This is a genomic window from Herbaspirillum sp. GW822-FHT03A08 (assembly GCF_058801885.1).
On sequence record NZ_JBXANR010000006.1, the window covers coordinates 159044 to 174923 of the forward strand.

A 15880-nucleotide genomic window follows, 5' to 3' on the forward strand; every position below is an offset into this window, starting at 1 on the left:
CCGGGCCGGCGCGCCCGCATCCCCGGCGGCTACTGGCGCTTCATCACCATCTGCACGGACCCTTGTCCGTGGCATTCGAAGGCCAGCGACACGTCCGTCAGCAGGCTGGCGGAGCACAATGTCTGCTGATCCTTCCAGCTCAGCGTGCTGCCGCTGACAGTGCCGCTGGCGCTGATCGGCACTGTCGGGAAATTGCCTTCCATGGTGCCGGTAATAGCCGCCTGCCCCGCCGCTGTGGTGGCGAAACTGAGCGTCCAGCGCTGCGCCGAGCCGAAGGAATTATTCCCCGCCCCCGCCCATTGACCATCGAACAAGCCCGGCTTGAGTTCGCTCTTGACCGGCTTCTTGTCTTGCGGGATCGGCGTGATGGAAACCTGCTTGCAGACCTGGCAGCTGATTTCGGTGATATTGGCGCGGCTGACCTGCTTCGGTCCCCAGATATTGTCGGTGCCGGTGTTGCCGCTCACGAGCACGTTGAAATACGGCGTACCGTCGACGTAGTAATTGACTTTGGAACAGGCCGGTGCGGAAGAAGTGAATTTCAGCTCCGCCGCATAGGAACCCAGCGTGGTCGCTTCCACCGGCTTGACGGCGATGGATGCCGAGCAGGCGCCTACCGGTTGCTGGCAATCGCAGCTGGGATCGGCCGGTTGCGATTGTGACTGCGTTTGCGCCAGCGCCGGATGACTCTGCAAAATGCCGACGGCGGCAAGGACAAGTGCGAAGGAAATTGGTTTCATCATCGTTGACTCACCTTGTGCTGGAGAACGTGGAGTATCTTATCTTACACCTGACGCCTGGCTGTGTTGCAAAGCCCGCGCCGCATACAAAACAAGCAAGAAAAAACTGCAAGCAATACGTAAACGATTTACACCTGACCGGCTCGCGTTATGCACATGTTCCTTGTCTGGCAAAACGCTGACGCGGGTATGACGAAATTGTCATACGTTCGTCATGCTGGTGTCGCCGCGCGTGGCGCAAACTGTGTTCACGATGGCCGCGGCCCCCTTCAATGTTCTTCCCAAGTCATGCGGTATGCACGACTGACTGCGGCCATCGCCTTATTTTTGGAGAATACACCATGCGTAAATTTCATATTGCCCTCGCCGTCCTTACTTTGAGCACTGCTGCCAGCGCCTTCGCCGAAGCACCCTATCCGGTTGACCAGCCGTTCACCTCGACCGTCTCGCGCGCGCAGGTCAAACAGGATCTGATCCAGGCAGAACATCAGGGCCTGCTGTCGGAAGGCAACAGCTATCCTGTCGTGTCGCAAGCGCCATCGTCGCTGAGCCGCAAGAACGTCGAACGGCAACTGCAGACCGCGCAACATGGCGACACGCTTTATTCCGGCGCCTGAGATAACGGCTCACGGAACATTGCTGCACCGATAGATATCGGAACAGAGTAGTTCCAGCAGTAGCCATGCGATGAACACGCACGCCGGACGGGGGGATGGCGTGATGCTCATGCAGAATGAAAAAAAGCAGACCCGCTTTCGCTGGTCTGCCTTTTTTCTGGGCGGATCCGCCGGCTTGCGCGGATCCGTTTTTGCTTTTTTATTTCAACGCGCCTGATTACTTGACTTCGCTCAGTGCTGCATTGAACGTCGCGCTCGGACGCATGACTTCGCTGACCTTCTTCGGGTCGGCCAGGAAGTAGCCGCCGATGTCGACCGGGTTGCCTTGCACTGCCTTGAGCTCTGCCGTGATCTTGGCTTCATTCTCGGTCAGTGTCTTGGCCAGCGGTGCGAACTTGGCTGCCAGTTCGGCGTCGTCCTTTTGTGCTGCCAGTTCCTGCGCCCAGTACATGGCCAGGTAGAAATGGCTGCCGCGATTGTCCAGCTCGCCGGTCTTCGGCGATGGCGACTTGTTGTTGTCCAGCAGCTTGCCGGTGGCATCGTCCAGCGCCTTGGCCAGGATTTGCGCCTTCTTGTTGCCGGTCTTGATGCCCATGTCTTCCAGCGACACGGCCAGCGCCAGGAATTCACCCAGCGAGTCCCAGCGCAGATGGTTTTCTTCCACCAGTTGCTTGACGTGCTTCGGCGCCGAACCGCCTGCGCCTGTTTCGTACATGCCGCCGCCAGCCATCAGCGGAACGATCGACAGCATCTTGGCGCTGGTGCCCAGTTCCATGATCGGGAACAGGTCGGTCAGGTAGTCGCGCAGGATGTTGCCGGTCACCGAAATAGTATCCAGGCCGCGGATGACGCGTTCCAGCGTGTAACGCATGGCGCGCACTTGCGACATGATCTGGATGTCCAGGCCCTTGGTGTCGTGATCCTTCAGGTAAGTCTCCACCTTCTTGATCAGTTCTGCTTCGTGCGGACGGTAAGGGTCGAGCCAGAACACGGCCGGCATGCCGGAGTTGCGGGCGCGGGTGACGGCCAGTTTGACCCAGTCGCGGATCGGGTCGTCCTTGACCTGGCACATGCGCCAGATGTCGCCTTGCTCGACGTTTTGCGTCAGCAGGACTTCGCCGGTCGCCAGGTCGACGATGTTGGCGACGCCGTCTTCAGCGATTTCAAATGTCTTGTCGTGCGAACCGTATTCTTCCGCCTTTTGCGCCATCAGGCCGACGTTAGGCACGGTGCCCATGGTGGTCGGATCGAAGTTGCCGTTGGTTTTGCAGAAGTTGATGACTTCCTGATAGATACGGGCGAAGGTGCTTTCCGGGATGACCGCCTTGGTGTCTTGCGGCTTGCCGTTGGCGTCCCACATCTTGCCGCCGATACGGATCATGGCAGGCATCGATGCGTCGACGATCACGTCGTTCGGTGCGTGCAGGTTGGAGATGCCCTTGGCGGAGTCAACCATCGCCAGCGACGGACGGTGTTCGTGACAGGCGTGCAGGTCACGGATGATTTCTTCCTTCTTCGACGAAGGCAGTGTTTCGATTTTTTCGTACAGGTTGACCAGGCCGTTGTTGACGTTCACGCCCAGTTCATCGAACAGCTTGCCGTGCTTGGCAAACGCTTCCTTGTAGAAAATCTTGACGGCGTGGCCGAACACGATCGGGTGCGAGACCTTCATCATGGTCGCCTTGACGTGCAGCGACAGCATGACGCCGGTCTTGCGCGCATCTTCAAATTGCGTTTCGTAGAAGTCGCACAGCGCCTTCTTGCTCATGAACATGCTGTCGATGATTTCGCCGGCCTTCAGGGCGACCTTCGCCTTGAGGACGGTGGTCTTGCCGCTCTTGCCGATCAGTTCCATCTTGACGTCGCGCGCGGCGCCGATGGTCATGGACTTTTCGCCATGGTAGAAGTCGCCGTGGGTCATGTGCGCAACGTGCGAGCGCGATGCCATGCTCCACTCGCCCATGCTGTGCGGGTGCTTGCGTGCGAAGCGCTTGATCGATGCCGGTGCGCGGCGATCGGAATTGCCTTCGCGCAGGACCGGGTTGACGGCGCTGCCGAGCACTTTGGAGTAGCTCTTCAGGATTTCTTTTTCTTCATCGGTCTTCGGATCTTCCGGCACATCCGGAATGGCGTAACCGCGCGATTGCAGTTCGCGCACGGCGGCTTGCAGCTGCGGCACCGAGGCGCTGATGTTCGGCAGCTTGATGATGTTGGCGCTTGGATCTTGCGTCAGCTTGCCCAGCGCGGCCAGATTGTCGGGGACACGCTGTTCAGGTGTCAGACGGTCCGGGAATTCGGCCAGAATGCGCGTCGCCACCGAGATATCGCTTTCCACGACATCGACGCCCACCGGTGCGGTGAAGGTCCGGATGATCGGCAGGAGGGAGTACGTCGCCAGCAGCGGCGCCTCGTCAGTAAGCGTATAGATGATGGTGGATTTATCTGTGGTCATGATGACGTCCTTGCTGTTGATGTGTCGGTATGCTTCTCTGTTGTTTATCCAGTGCAGCCCATAAAGCTGCTGACAAAACCCCGTCAACGACGTTTTGTCAGCAGCTTTTATTGCCAAGGCCTGATTGTATTGGCGCTTCCTGTCGCCAATCTTAATTGCGCGCTGAAACAGTCTGAGGAGAGAGTTTCAAAGAAGAAATATTGCCATATGAGAAAGTTTATTCCGCAAAACTGCAAGTTTTGGGGCTTTCTTCCCGGCGCACAACGCAAAATCAGCCAGTAGTTTACATCGAAGCCGCTCTGAATGCCTTGAGAATTGGATTTTTGGAGCCGGGAGACTTTTGCCGGAAAGCTGCCGTGCCGGCGACTTCGGCAATTTTGATGAAAAAGTGACAATTTTGCAGCGCAGACAAGACCGGCAAACGCAGCCGGCAGCGCTCAGTTCCTGAGCAGATCCACGCCCAGTGCCCGGAAATCCTGCGGCGCCATGCCGTAGGCGCGGCGGAATGCGCGCGTGAAATCCGACGGGCTGCCGAAGGACCAGCCGTAGGCGATCTCCATGATGCTTACATGCGGCGCCGTCGCCAGTTCTTCCGCCGCTTCGCGCAGGCGGCGGTTGCGGATGTAGGTGCCGATGCCGCCTTCATGCTCGAACATGCGGTACAGGGTCGGCCGTGGAATCGGGAAAGCCTGGAGGATCGTTTCCGTGGTCAGGTCGCCGTCGCGCAGGTTCACCTCAATGAAGTCGCGGACCTGGTTGCGCGTCGCCGTCTGCACTGCGGCATGGGTGCCGGCGCTGCGCCGCGATTGTTTCTTGAAGGCAGCCAGGATCAGGCCGGCGCAGACGCGGATGGATTGTTCCGCCTCCTCCTGCGGCATGGTCGGCAAGCCGTGGCACAGACTGGTCACGCGGTCCAGGATAAGGCGCGTCAGCGGCGTCGTGTAGCCGACCACCTGGCCGTGCAGCGACTCGGCGTCGGGAATCTCTTCTTCCACCATGGCGCGCGGCACGAAAAACGCCAGCACCCGCGAATAGGTCGGGCGCACCATGTGCATGGGCTGTCCCATGTCGAGTGCAAGAATGCCCGGCACGAACTGCGACGACTTGCGCTCCTTCACGGTACCGATGGCGGTCTCCATGATGCCTTCCACGGCGACGTGGAAAACGTAGTCGCGCACGCTGTCGCGCGAGATGCGGGCGTTGGTGCGGGCTTGCGACAAGGCGTCGGTGCGGCTGTCGAGGTAAATCATGTCGCTCAGGACATAGGTGTCGATCTCGCCCCGGAAACCGAACTCGCGCTGGGCGCGCGACACGGGGAAATCGAGGATGCGGCCGACATAGTCGCCCCAGGCCGGCGCCTGCAAGCTGCGGCTCTCGCCAGCCACGGTGAAATGCTGATGGATGACGCGCGGCATCGACGCCTGCGGCCCGGCATCCGGCGGAGGAAATGCGTAGCGCTGCTGCTGGTTGGCGATGAGGCGGCTCACGGCCGCGGAATAGCCTCTGCTCATGATGTGCAGATATCCAGATGAAACATGTCAGCAGCCAAGGCGATTCCAGATTGCATGATGTCGTAAATGAATTGCCCGCATTCCCGGCATCGGCAAATTTAGTGCCGAGAAGAAACAACGAGAAGAAACTGCGGGAGATGTGTTAACACCGGTTTAGTGTAAACCAGGCAACCCGGCGGCAGAAGCCGGAACAGGGATGTTTTCCACCGGCAATTCGCAGTGGAATGTGCCGCCCGCTCAGATGCGCAAATGCTGGCTCATGTGGTCGATGAACACGCGCAGCTTGGGCGAGGCATAGCGGCTTGCCGGCCACAGTATCCAGAAGGTCACGGTGCGGTCGAGATAATCGTCCAGCACCGTGCGCAGCAAACCCTGATCGAGCGCATCGCGCACCAGAAAAGCCGGCAGGAAGGCGATGCCGCGTCCCTGCAGCACGGCATATGCCAGCGGCTCGATGGTGTTGACGGTGATGGTTTCCGGCAGCACCAGCTCGGGATCGGTTTCTTCGCGCCGCAGGGGCCAGCGCTCCAGCTTGCCGGTGGCGGGAAAGCGATGCTGCAGGCAGGCGTGCTTCGCCAGTTCGTTCGGATGCATCGGCGTGCCGTGCTGCCTGAGGTAGCCCGGCGAAGCCACCAGCACGTGCGGGCAAGCCCCCAGCCGGCGCGCCACCAGGCGCGAATCGGTTTGCTCGCCGGTGCGGATCACGATGTCGAAGCCCTCTTCCACCACGTCGACCATGCGATCCGACATGTCGATGTCGAGATCGATGTCGGGATAGCGCGCCATGAAACTGTCGAAGATCGGCATCAGCAGATTGACCAGCTGCGGCGCACCCACGCGCAAGCGCCCGCGCGGACTGCCGGCGGCATCCGACAACTCGGCCTCGGCCGCATCGACCTCGCTGAGGATGCGGCGGCAGCGTTCAAGAAACAATGCCCCTTCCGCCGTCAGCGTGATGCTGCGCGTGCTGCGATGGAACAGCCGCACGCGCAGCCGCTCCTCCATGCGCGCGATGCTCTTGCCGACCGCCGAGGACGACACGCCGAGAATCCGGCCGGCTTCGGTAAAACTGCGCGTTTCCGCGACCTGCACAAACATCGAAATGCCGTTGAGGCTGTCCATGGTGATCCGCTTCCAAGATGAAGTAACAGATGCTGTTGTGGGACGTGCCGGTAGGAAATCAACCAGCCGATTCAAGAACTATTGTCCGATATGTTGAGAAATCAGGGCTATTTTTCTTAAGTGTCTGGACGCCTATATTGCCTACACCGTACTTGCATTTGAATCCTGCACGGCGTTTTGCAGATATCCAACAACCTATCGAACCACACTGTGAGCAAACCATGTCCCAACTCTCGAAACTCCATACCGCCGTCAACGTCGGTCCTTATGAAATCTCCCACCGCGTCGTGCTGGCGCCGCTGACCCGCATGCGTGCCGAAGCCGGCGCGATTCCCGGTCCGCTGATGGCAGAGTATTACGCGCAACGCACCTCGCAAGGCGGCCTGCTGATCGGCGAAGCCACCATCGCCGCCGCCAATGGCAACGGCTACCTCGGCGCGCCCGGCCTGTATGACGACAGCCAGATCGCCGGCTGGAAGCAGGTCACCGACGCCGTTCACGCAAAGGGCGGCCGCATCTTCCTGCAGCTGTACCATGCAGGACGCCAGTCCAACAGCCAGTTGCAACCGGGCGGCGGCCAGCCGGTCGCGCCCTCGGCGGTGGAACACGGCGGCGTCGCCTATACCGAAGCCGGCTGGATTCCCAACACCCCTGCGCGCGCCCTGACGATTGCAGAAATCAGCGACCTGGTCGAAAGCTTCCGTGCGGCTGCAGAACGCGGCGTGCAAGCCGGTTTCGACGGCGTGGAAATCCACGGCGCCAACGGCTATCTGTTCGACCAGTTCCTGCAAGACGGCAGCAACAGGCGCACCGACATCTACGGCGGCTCGTTCGAAAACCGCAGCCGCTTCCTGCTCGATGTCACGCGCGCCCTGATCTCGGTCTGGGGCAGCAAGCGTGTCGCAGTGCGCCTCGGCCCGAGCGGCACCTGGGGCGACATGTCCGACAGCAATCCGGAAGCCTTGTTTACGTACGTTGCGCAGCAACTTTCGGCGCTCGACCTGGCCTACCTGCATCTGATCGAACCGCGCGTGCTGGGCAACGTCGACGACGACAGCAAGGATCCGGCGCCGGTCGCAGCGCAACTCATGCGCAAACATTACAAAGGCCTCATCATTGCGGCGGGCGGCTTCAAGGGCGACACCGCGGAAGCGATCCTGCAGGCGGGCGACGCCGATCTGGTTGCGTTCGGCCGCGATTTCATCGCCAATCCGGACCTGCCTGAGCGCCTGCGCAACGGCTGGACGTTAAACCCGTATGATCGTCCTACTTTCTTCGGCGGCACCGAGGTCGGCTATACCGATTATCCCTTCCACGCGCGCCACGAAGTCAACGCAGACGCGACATTGGCCGCATAAATCAGGCGGTGCAGCACCTCTGCAAGGATGCGCTGCGCCGCTCTCTTTTCATTTTCTGAGGATATCGACATGGCAGACGGCAACAACACTTTTCTGATCGACGGCACGACGCCGGTACAACGCCTCGGTTTCGGCGCCATGCGCATCACCGGCCCCGGCATCTGGGGCGAACCGGAAGACCGCGCCGAAGCGATCCGCACCCTGCGCCGCCTGCCGGACCTCGGCGTCAACTTCATCGACACCGCCGACTCCTACGGTCCGAACGTGTCGGAAGACCTGATCCGCACGGCGCTGCATCCCTACGGCGGCATTCTGGTTGCGACCAAGGCCGGACTGGTGCGCACCGGCCCCGACCATTGGGTGCCGCTGGGCCGTCCCGAATACCTGATTCAGCAGGCGCACACCAGCCTGCGCCGGCTCGGTGTGGAACAGATCGGCCTTTGGCAGCTGCACCGCATCGATCCGCGGGTGCCGGCCGATGAACAATTCGGCGCGGTGCGGCAGCTAATCGATGACGGCGTGATCCGTCACGCCGGCCTGAGCGAAGTCAGCGTGACCGACATCGAAGCGGCGTCGCGCCACTTCAAGGTCGCGACGGTCCAGAACTGCTACAACCTCGCCGACCGCGCCAGCGAAGACGTACTCGACTACTGCACGCAGCACAGGATCGGTTTCATCCCGTGGTATCCGCTGGCAGGCGGCGACCTGCTGCAAGGCGCACTGTCGTCGACGCTCGCCAAAGTCGCGGCGCGCCATGAAGCGACCGCCGCACAAATCGCGCTGGCCTGGCTGCTCAAACGCAGTCCCGTGATGTTGCCGATTCCCGGCACATCGAAAGTCAAACATCTGGAACAGAACGTCGCCGCTGCGCGCATCTGCCTGACCGAGCAAGAGTTCGCCGAACTCGACGCCGCCGGCCGGACGTAATCATGCGCAACGACATGAAATGAAACGACATGCTGCCGAGGGCGGCATCCTTGATTGAGAGAACGTCATGAAAACAACTTCCCCCACCGGCGCGGCTGCCACAGCCTCGTCTCTCCTGCCGCTGTTCTGGCTGGCGCTCGGCACCTTTGCCGTCGGCACTGAAAGCTTCATGATCGCCGGCCTGTTGCCGGAGATGGCCGCCGATCTGCAAGTCAGCGTAGTCGCCGCCGGCCAACTGGTAACCGTCTTTGCATTGGCCTATGCGCTGAGTTCGCCGGTGCTCACCGCACTGACCGGCGCCATCGATCGCCGCCGCCTGATGATCGCCGCAATGGTGATGTTCACGCTGGCCAACCTGATGGCGGGCACGGCGACCAACTACTGGTGGCTGATGGCGGCGCGCATTTTGCTGGCCTCCTCCGCCGGCATCTTCGTGCCGGGCGCCAACGCACTGGCCGGCGCCACCGTCACCCCGGAACGCCGCGGCACCGCGCTGGCCATCGTCAACGGCGGCATCTCGATTGCGGTCGCCTTCGGCGTGCCGCTGGGCGCACTCATCGGCGCACATCTCGGCTGGCGCATGACCTTCTTCGGCGTCGCGATGCTGTCGGCGCTGGCAACCGCCGGCCTGATCTTCGGCCTGCCGCGCGGCATCGGCGCCAATCTGCCGGTCGCCAGCCTGCGCGAGCGCATCGCTACGGCACGGCGCCCGATCATTCTGATGAGTCTGCTGGTGACAACCTTGTGGGCCATGGGCGCGTACACCGTCTACACCTATCTCGCACTTCTGGTGTCGCATGCCACCACGCTGCGCGGCGCCGAGATCGGCTACGTGCTGTTCATGTGGGGCGCTGCTGCCGCAATCGGCGTGGCTATCGGCGGCAAGGCGGTCGACCGTCTCGGTCCGCGTCCGGTGATCCTGCCCAGCCTTGCCATCATGGCGCTGGCGTTTGCCCTGCTGTCGGCCACCGCTTACTGGCTCTCGCCCGTGCACGCCCTGCTGCCGCTGCTGATCGGCGTGGTTGCGTGGGGCCTGGCGCACTGGTCGTTTTTCCCGGCGCAGCAAGCCAGCCTGATCGGCATCGCCGGCCTGAAGGGAACGCCCATCGTGCTGTCGCTGAATGCTTCCTTCATGTACCTGGGATTCTCACTCGGCGCAGCGCTGGGTGCGCTGACCCTGAGTGTGTTCTCGGTCGCGGATCTCGGCTGGGTGGCGGCAGCGTGTGAAGCCGGCGCGCTGGCGCTGACGCTGGCGGTGAACAATGTGTCTGCGCGTTGCGTGAAGCCGGCCGTAGCTTGATGAATCAGTAACCGCTGCTGCGATCCACCAGATTGCGCAGCGGTTCGCCTTGCTGCAGGCGGCGGATATTTTCTTCGATCTGATCGAGTACGCTGTCGTAGCTGGCGGCAGCGGCGATGTGTGGCGTGACGATGACGTTGGGCATGGACCAGAACGGACTCTCGACCGGCAAGGGCTCCTTCTCAAACACGTCGAGAATGGCGCCGCGCAGATGGCCGTTTTCCAGCATGGCTTGCACCTCTGCCGATACCAGATGACCGCCGCGGCCGACGTGGATCAACGCAGCGCCGGCCGGTAGTGCAGATAGCGTGGCGCGATTGAGGATGCCCTGCGTCTGCGCCGTCAGCGGCAACAGGCACACCAGAATATCGGTGCCGCCGAGGAAGTCGCTGAACTGCGGATCGGACAAGGATTCGCCGTAAAAACTCTCCATGCCCTCCACCGTCTTTTCCTGACGCGACCATCCTCGCACCTTGAAACCCATCCGCAGCAATTCATCGGCAACATGCGCGCCGAGCTGGCCCACGCCCATGATGCCGACCGTGCATGACGACGCAGCGGCAGGCGCGGTGCGATGCCAGATCTTGTTGCGCTGATTGGCGAGGGCACGGTCCAGATCCCGATGGTAGTAGAGCACGCCCCAGCTGATGAATTCCGTCATGGCGACGGTGAGGTCAGGCGCGACCACGCGACACAGCGGCAGCGCCGGCAGTTGCGGATCGCACAGGATGTTGTCGACACCGGCGGCGATCGCATGGATCAATCTCAAGCGCGGATAACTTGCCAGTGCGCCGGGAGGCGGCGACCAGCAGACGGCGACTTCGGCCTCGTCCGCACCGGCATCGCCGGGCAGCAAGACCTCGATGTCGCCGGCACGCTCGCGCGCCAGCGCCGCAATTTTAGGGACGTCGGAACTGACGCCGAGAAAGACGACCTTGGTCATGGCTAGAGGATCAGTAGAGAATCAGCGGAAACTCATTGACGATAATCGGGCTGGTCGTTTTCGATCAGCCGCAATGCCGCCTGCCATGCCAGATCCATGATGCCGCTCGCGTTGTCGCCGGCGAACTGTTGCGCCGTGCGCAGCCGCACCGCTTCCGGCGGCAGGCGCAACGCCTGTCCGCCCGACGTCGCGGCAACCTGCGCCTGGCAGGCGCGTTCAAGAAAATAGATTTCGTGGAAAGCTTCGGCTGCCGTCGACCCCGCCGCCAGCAAACCGTGATTGCGCAGGATCATCGCCTTGTTGTTGCCGAGGTTGGCGACCAGCCGCTCGCGCTCGGCGAGGTCGAGCGCGATGCCTTCGTAGTCGTGATAGCCGAGCTTGCCGTAGAACTTCATCGCATGCTGGCTGATCGGCAATAATCCCTGCTCCTGCGCCGCCACGGCGATGCCAGCCGAGGTATGCGTATGGATGACGAAATGCAGATCGGGCCGCGCATGGTGAACCGCCGAATGGATCGTGAAGCCGGCGGCATTGACGCGTTGCCCGGCCGGTGCGCCGTTGCCGGTTTTGAGTTCGCGTCCGGCGTAGTCGACCTTGACCAGATCGGAGGCGCGCATCTCATGGAACAGCACGCCGTAGCGATTGATCAAAAACTGATCTTCATACCCCGGCAACCGTGCCGAGATATGCGTGTCGATCATGTCGGTCATGCGGAAATGCGCCGCCAGCCGGTACAGCGCCGCCAGTTCGCAGCGCGTCTTCCATTCCGCGCTGTCGGTAACGTCGGCAACCTCTGTCATGGTTTATTTCCCCTGATTCACTGCAACCGGCATGCTCGACGATTGCAGCTTGTACTTCGCCAGCAGCTTGTCGTAGGTGCCGTTGCGTTGCAGGTTTTGCAGTGCGCCCAGCACAGCGGCCCGCAGTACCGGCTCGGTCTTGGAAACCGGGATGCCGGTCTCCTGCTGGAACAGCGGCTGGCCGAGCAGGACGTAGGTGTTGGCTTCCATGGTCTGGAAGTACGGCAGGGTCTCGCTGCCTTGCACGGCGACGTCGATGCGGCCGGTCTTGAGTTGCGTGCGCGCATCGACCGAACCTTCGGTGCCGATCACGGTGATGGCTGGCTTGCCCTTGGCGACGCAATTGTCCGTGCTCCAGGCAGCGATCTGGACCGGCCAGTTGGTGTTGCGGCTGGCGCCGACCTTGGTGCCGCAGACATCGGCGATGCCCTTGATTTTGGCGGCATTGGTTTGCAACGTGAAGAACTGCGGGCCGGTCTTCATGTAGTCGATGAAGTCGGCGACCTTCTGGCGTTCCGCCGTGTCGCTGATAGCGACCATGGCGATGTCGACGCGGCCGGTAGCCAGCGAGCTGAAGACCTGGGCGAAGGCGGTTTCCTGATACTCTACCTTGAGGCCGAGTTCCTTGGCGATGGCTTCTCCGAGCTCAATGTCGAGGCCCATCAACTGGCCGGTTTCGGGATTCTTGTAGGCGATCGGCGGGTAGTTGGCTTGTGTCGCGATGACCAGCTTGCCGGCTTTCTTGATGCGGTCGGGCAGATCGGCGGCGTGTGCCGACAATGCGCCCATTGCAGTGATGGCAGTGACTGCCAGCGCAACACTGCGCAGGCTCATATTGGTCAGAATTCGGTTAAACAGTTGCACGTGATTCCCCTTAAAAATTTCACTTCAAGATCAGCTCAAAATCGCTGCAATAAATTCCCTGGTGCGCGCATGCTGCGGACGCGTCAGGACTTCAGCCGGCGTGCCGCATTCCAGCACCTGGCCCTGGTCCATGAAGACCACGCGATCCGACACTTCACGTGCAAACCCGAGCTCGTGCGTGACTACGATCATGGTCATGCCGGACAGCGCGAGATCTTTCATCACACCCAGCACTTCGCCGACCAGTTCCGGATCGAGCGCGGAAGTCGGCTCGTCGAACAGCATTAGCTTGGGCCGCATCGCCAGCGCGCGCGCAATCGCCACGCGCTGCTGCTGGCCGCCCGACAATTCGCCCGGATAGGCGCCGGACTTGCCGGCCAGGCCGACGCGCTCAAGCAGGGCTTCGGCCTCGTCGCGCACCTCGGCGCGCTTGCGCTGCTGGACGACGACCGGGCCTTCCATGATGTTTTGCAAAGCGGTCATGTGGCCGAACAGATTGAAGCGCTGGAACACCATGCCGCTGGCCAGCCGCTGACGCGCGATCTCGCTGTCGCTGAGTTCGCGCAGTTCGTCGCCCTTGCGGCGATAACCGCACAGTTCGCCGCCGAGCCAGATTGCCCCGCCGTCGGTGCGCTCCAGCTGATTGATACAGCGCAGGAAGGTGCTCTTGCCGGAACCCGACGGCCCGACGATACACATCACTTCGCCGCTCGCAACTTCCATCGAAATGCCCTTGAGAGCGTGGTAGCTGCCGTAGTATTTCTGAACATCGTGCGCGACTACCATCGGCATGGCGGTTTGCGCTTGCAGGACGGCGCTCATGGCTACACTCATGATTGCGCTCCTTCGATGACCGCGACGGGCGCCGCTTTCAGCTTTACGGTCTTTGCCACCTTGCGCTGATTGCGCGCGAACGCTTTTTCCAGAAAATGCTGGCCGATGGAAAACACCGTCACCACCGCCAGGTACCAGACCGTCGCCACGATCAGCAGCTCGATCACGCGCGCGTTGGCGAAGTAGATGGTCTGGGCGTTGTGCAGGATCTCCGAAAACTGGATCACGCTGGCCACCGAAGTCAGCTTGACCATGCTGATGACTTCGTTGCCGATGGGCGGAATGATCACGCGCATCGATTGCGGCAGGATGATCCGGCGCAGCGCGGTCAGGCGCGTCATGCCGATGGCCTTGGCGGCTTCGGTCTGGCCGTTGTCGACCGACAGGATGCCGCCGCGCACCACTTCGGCGGTGTAAGCGCCCTGCCCGATGCCCAGGCCCAGCAGGCTGGCGATGAAGGGCGTGATCAGATCCACCGTGCGTGCTTCGAACAGACCGGGAATGCCCATCGTCGGAAACACCAGCGCCAGGTTGAACCACAGCAGCATCTGCAGCAGCAGCGGCGTGCCGCGGAAGAACCAGATATAAAAACCGGCGATGGCCTTGAGCATGGGATTGGGCGACATCACCATCACGGCGAAAATCACACCCAGCACAATGCCGATGGTCATCGCGTAGATAGTCATCAGGATGGTATTGAGCAGCCCGTGCATGATGACCTTGGCGGTCATGAACTGCGCGACGATCTTCCATTCGATCTGGCCGTGCGCGAAGGCGTTGACGATGAAGGCGAACACCAGCAGGATCAGCGCCGCCGACAGCCAGCGTCCGTAGAAACGGCGCGGCACGATCTTCAGGTGATCGATGGCGAACGGTGAGTTTGCGGAGGTCGTTGAAGAAGACGGCATCGTCATGAGGCACCTGCACTGGATAATTCCGAAGAGCCCGTCGGTCCGGCTTCATTGCCGCACCATGCGCGCTGGCCGGCGACGGTCTGTTGCAGCCGCTGCAATTGCGCGGCCACCTGGGCCGGCGCGGTGCCGCCGTAGCCGCTGCGGGCGTTGACGGCGGCTTCCGGCGTGAGCACGCTGCGTACTTCCGGCAGCAGGTACGGACTGACGGCGCTCATCTCGGCGTCGCTCAGTTCGTGCAGTTCGACCTGTTTGTCTTCGCACAGCTTGACCATCGCGCCGGTGATTTCATGCGCAGCGGAAAACGGCACGCCGCGGCGCGCCAGCCAGTCGGCCACTTCAGTCGCCAGGGTGAAGCCCTGCGTAGCATCGCGGCGCAGCTTCGCAGTATTGACGCGCATGGTGCGGATCATGCCGGCCATCGCGGGCAAGACTTTGTGCAGCACATCGACCGCTTCAAAGGCGGCGAACTTGTCTTCCGCCAGATCGCGGTTATAGGAAAACGGCAAACCCTTCAGCGCCACCAGCATGGTGGTCAGCATGCCGATCAGACGCGCCGCGCGGCCGCGCGTGAGTTCGGCGATGTCGGGATTTTTCTTCTGCGGCATGATCGAGCTGCCGGTGGAAAAGCTGTCGTCCAGATCGATCCACTGGAACTGGCGCGACGCCCACAGCGTGATTTCTTCCGACAGGCGCGACAGGTGTACGCCCAGCATGGAAGCGACGAACAGAAATTCGGCGACATGGTCGCGGCTGCCGACGGCGTCGATGGAGTTTTCGCACGGCGCATCGTAGCCCAGATCGGCCGCGGACAACTCGGCGTGCAAGGCGATCGCCGAACCGGCCATGGCGGCCGCGCCCAGCGGCGAGCGCGCACTGCGGCGATCCCAGTCAATGAAGCGCGACATGTCGCGGCTGAAGGTCTGGGCATGCGCCAGCAGCTGATGCGCAAACACGATGGGCTGCGCCGCCTGCAAATGCGTGAAGCCCGGCGCCAGCGTTTGCAGATGCTGGCCGGCTTGTCCCATCAGAGCATCCTGCAAGTCGAGCAACAGGTCGCCGATGGCGCGGCTCTCGGCGCGCAGGTAGAGCTTGAGATTGTTGGCCGCCTGGTCGTTGCGCGAACGTCCCGCGCGCAGCTTGGCGCCGGTGTCGCCGAGTGCGGCCACGAGGATGCGTTCCATGAAGGTGTGCACGTCTTCATCGGCGGGCGATGGCGTGATCTCGCCGCGCGCAAAGGCGGCGCCGAGTTCGCCGAGCTTGCCGACGATGGCGCTGCATTCGTCCTCAGTCAGCAGCCTGGCGCGCAGCAACTCGCGCGCGTGCGCCTGCGACGACACGATGTCGAAATGCGTCAGCCGGAAATGCGCCATGCCGCCGCGCGACAGGTTCATCAGGGCTTCGTCAGGGGCGGAGCGGAAACGCGCGCCCCACAACCGGGTTTCACTCATGGAATGCCATCCTTCGATTTCGTTTTAACAATACTGATATGACGCGCAAA

The 15880-nt window shown here is 61.9% G+C and carries 15 protein-coding genes; 5 read left to right on the forward strand and 10 right to left on the reverse strand.

Features of this window, described 5'->3' with window-relative positions:
* Positions 1 to 29: 29 nt before the first annotated feature.
* Positions 30 to 743, reverse strand: a complete 714-nt coding sequence (locus AC1RN6_RS19345; RefSeq protein WP_493007051.1) for a hypothetical protein — start codon at positions 741 to 743, stop codon at positions 30 to 32.
* Between the two features lie 338 nt (positions 744 to 1081).
* Between AC1RN6_RS19345 and AC1RN6_RS19350 the strand changes: the two genes are divergently transcribed.
* Positions 1082 to 1357, forward strand: coding sequence for a DUF4148 domain-containing protein (locus AC1RN6_RS19350; protein ID WP_493007052.1), 276 nt, complete (start codon positions 1082 to 1084; stop codon positions 1355 to 1357).
* A gap of 70 nt (positions 1358 to 1427) precedes the next feature.
* Positions 1428 to 1574 carry a hypothetical protein gene (locus tag AC1RN6_RS19355; RefSeq protein WP_493007053.1) on the forward strand — a complete coding sequence of 49 codons (147 nt, stop codon included), beginning with the start codon at positions 1428 to 1430 and terminating at the stop codon, positions 1572 to 1574.
* Here the strand turns inward: AC1RN6_RS19355 and AC1RN6_RS19360 are convergent, their stop codons facing one another.
* From AC1RN6_RS19360 to AC1RN6_RS19370, 3 genes are all read right to left on the reverse strand, one after another.
* Positions 1575 to 3809, reverse strand: coding sequence for an NADP-dependent isocitrate dehydrogenase (locus AC1RN6_RS19360; protein WP_493007054.1), 2235 nt, complete (start codon positions 3807 to 3809; stop codon positions 1575 to 1577).
* A gap of 437 nt (positions 3810 to 4246) precedes the next feature.
* Complete coding sequence (locus tag AC1RN6_RS19365; protein WP_493007055.1) at positions 4247 to 5320, reverse strand: helix-turn-helix domain-containing protein; 1074 nt, start codon at positions 5318 to 5320, stop codon at positions 4247 to 4249.
* A 237-nt stretch (positions 5321 to 5557) separates the two neighbouring features.
* Positions 5558 to 6442, reverse strand: a complete 885-nt coding sequence (locus AC1RN6_RS19370) for a LysR family transcriptional regulator (protein ID WP_493007056.1) — start codon at positions 6440 to 6442, stop codon at positions 5558 to 5560.
* A gap of 221 nt (positions 6443 to 6663) precedes the next feature.
* Between AC1RN6_RS19370 and AC1RN6_RS19375 the strand changes: the two genes are divergently transcribed.
* The 3 genes from AC1RN6_RS19375 (at position 6664) to AC1RN6_RS19385 (ending at position 10027) form a co-directional block, all read left to right on the forward strand.
* A complete protein-coding gene (locus AC1RN6_RS19375; protein WP_493007057.1) occupies positions 6664 to 7800 on the forward strand; it encodes an alkene reductase in 1137 nt (378 codons plus the stop codon).
* Positions 7801 to 7869: 69 nt separating this feature from the next.
* On the forward strand, positions 7870 to 8727 hold the full coding sequence (locus AC1RN6_RS19380; RefSeq protein WP_493007058.1) for an aldo/keto reductase: 858 nt from the start codon (positions 7870 to 7872) through the stop codon (positions 8725 to 8727).
* 67 nt (positions 8728 to 8794) lie between these two features.
* On the forward strand, positions 8795 to 10027 hold the full coding sequence (locus AC1RN6_RS19385; RefSeq protein WP_493007059.1) for an MFS transporter: 1233 nt from the start codon (positions 8795 to 8797) through the stop codon (positions 10025 to 10027).
* A 4-nt stretch (positions 10028 to 10031) separates the two neighbouring features.
* Here the strand turns inward: AC1RN6_RS19385 and AC1RN6_RS19390 are convergent, their stop codons facing one another.
* The 6 genes from AC1RN6_RS19390 to argH are packed head-to-tail and all read right to left on the reverse strand — an operon-like array spanning position 10032 to position 15830.
* Positions 10032 to 10970, reverse strand: a complete 939-nt coding sequence (locus AC1RN6_RS19390; protein ID WP_493007060.1) for a 2-hydroxyacid dehydrogenase — start codon at positions 10968 to 10970, stop codon at positions 10032 to 10034.
* Positions 10971 to 11002: 32 nt separating this feature from the next.
* Positions 11003 to 11770, reverse strand: coding sequence for a class II aldolase/adducin family protein (locus AC1RN6_RS19395; RefSeq protein WP_493007061.1), 768 nt, complete (start codon positions 11768 to 11770; stop codon positions 11003 to 11005).
* Positions 11771 to 11773: 3 nt separating this feature from the next.
* On the reverse strand, positions 11774 to 12634 hold the full coding sequence (locus AC1RN6_RS19400; protein ID WP_493007062.1) for an ABC transporter substrate-binding protein: 861 nt from the start codon (positions 12632 to 12634) through the stop codon (positions 11774 to 11776).
* 30 nt (positions 12635 to 12664) lie between these two features.
* Entirely contained in the window at positions 12665 to 13468 is an 804-nt protein-coding gene (locus AC1RN6_RS19405) for an amino acid ABC transporter ATP-binding protein (RefSeq protein ID WP_493007063.1), read from the reverse strand.
* Positions 13465 to 14376 (reverse strand): amino acid ABC transporter permease, encoded by a 912-nt coding sequence (locus AC1RN6_RS19410; RefSeq protein WP_493007363.1) that lies wholly within the window; start codon positions 14374 to 14376, stop codon positions 13465 to 13467. The genes AC1RN6_RS19405 and AC1RN6_RS19410 overlap by 4 nt, the downstream gene beginning before the upstream one ends.
* A 2-nt stretch (positions 14377 to 14378) precedes the next feature.
* Positions 14379 to 15830 (reverse strand): argininosuccinate lyase, encoded by a 1452-nt coding sequence (gene argH, locus AC1RN6_RS19415; protein WP_493007064.1) that lies wholly within the window; start codon positions 15828 to 15830, stop codon positions 14379 to 14381.
* Positions 15831 to 15880 lie beyond the last annotated feature (50 nt).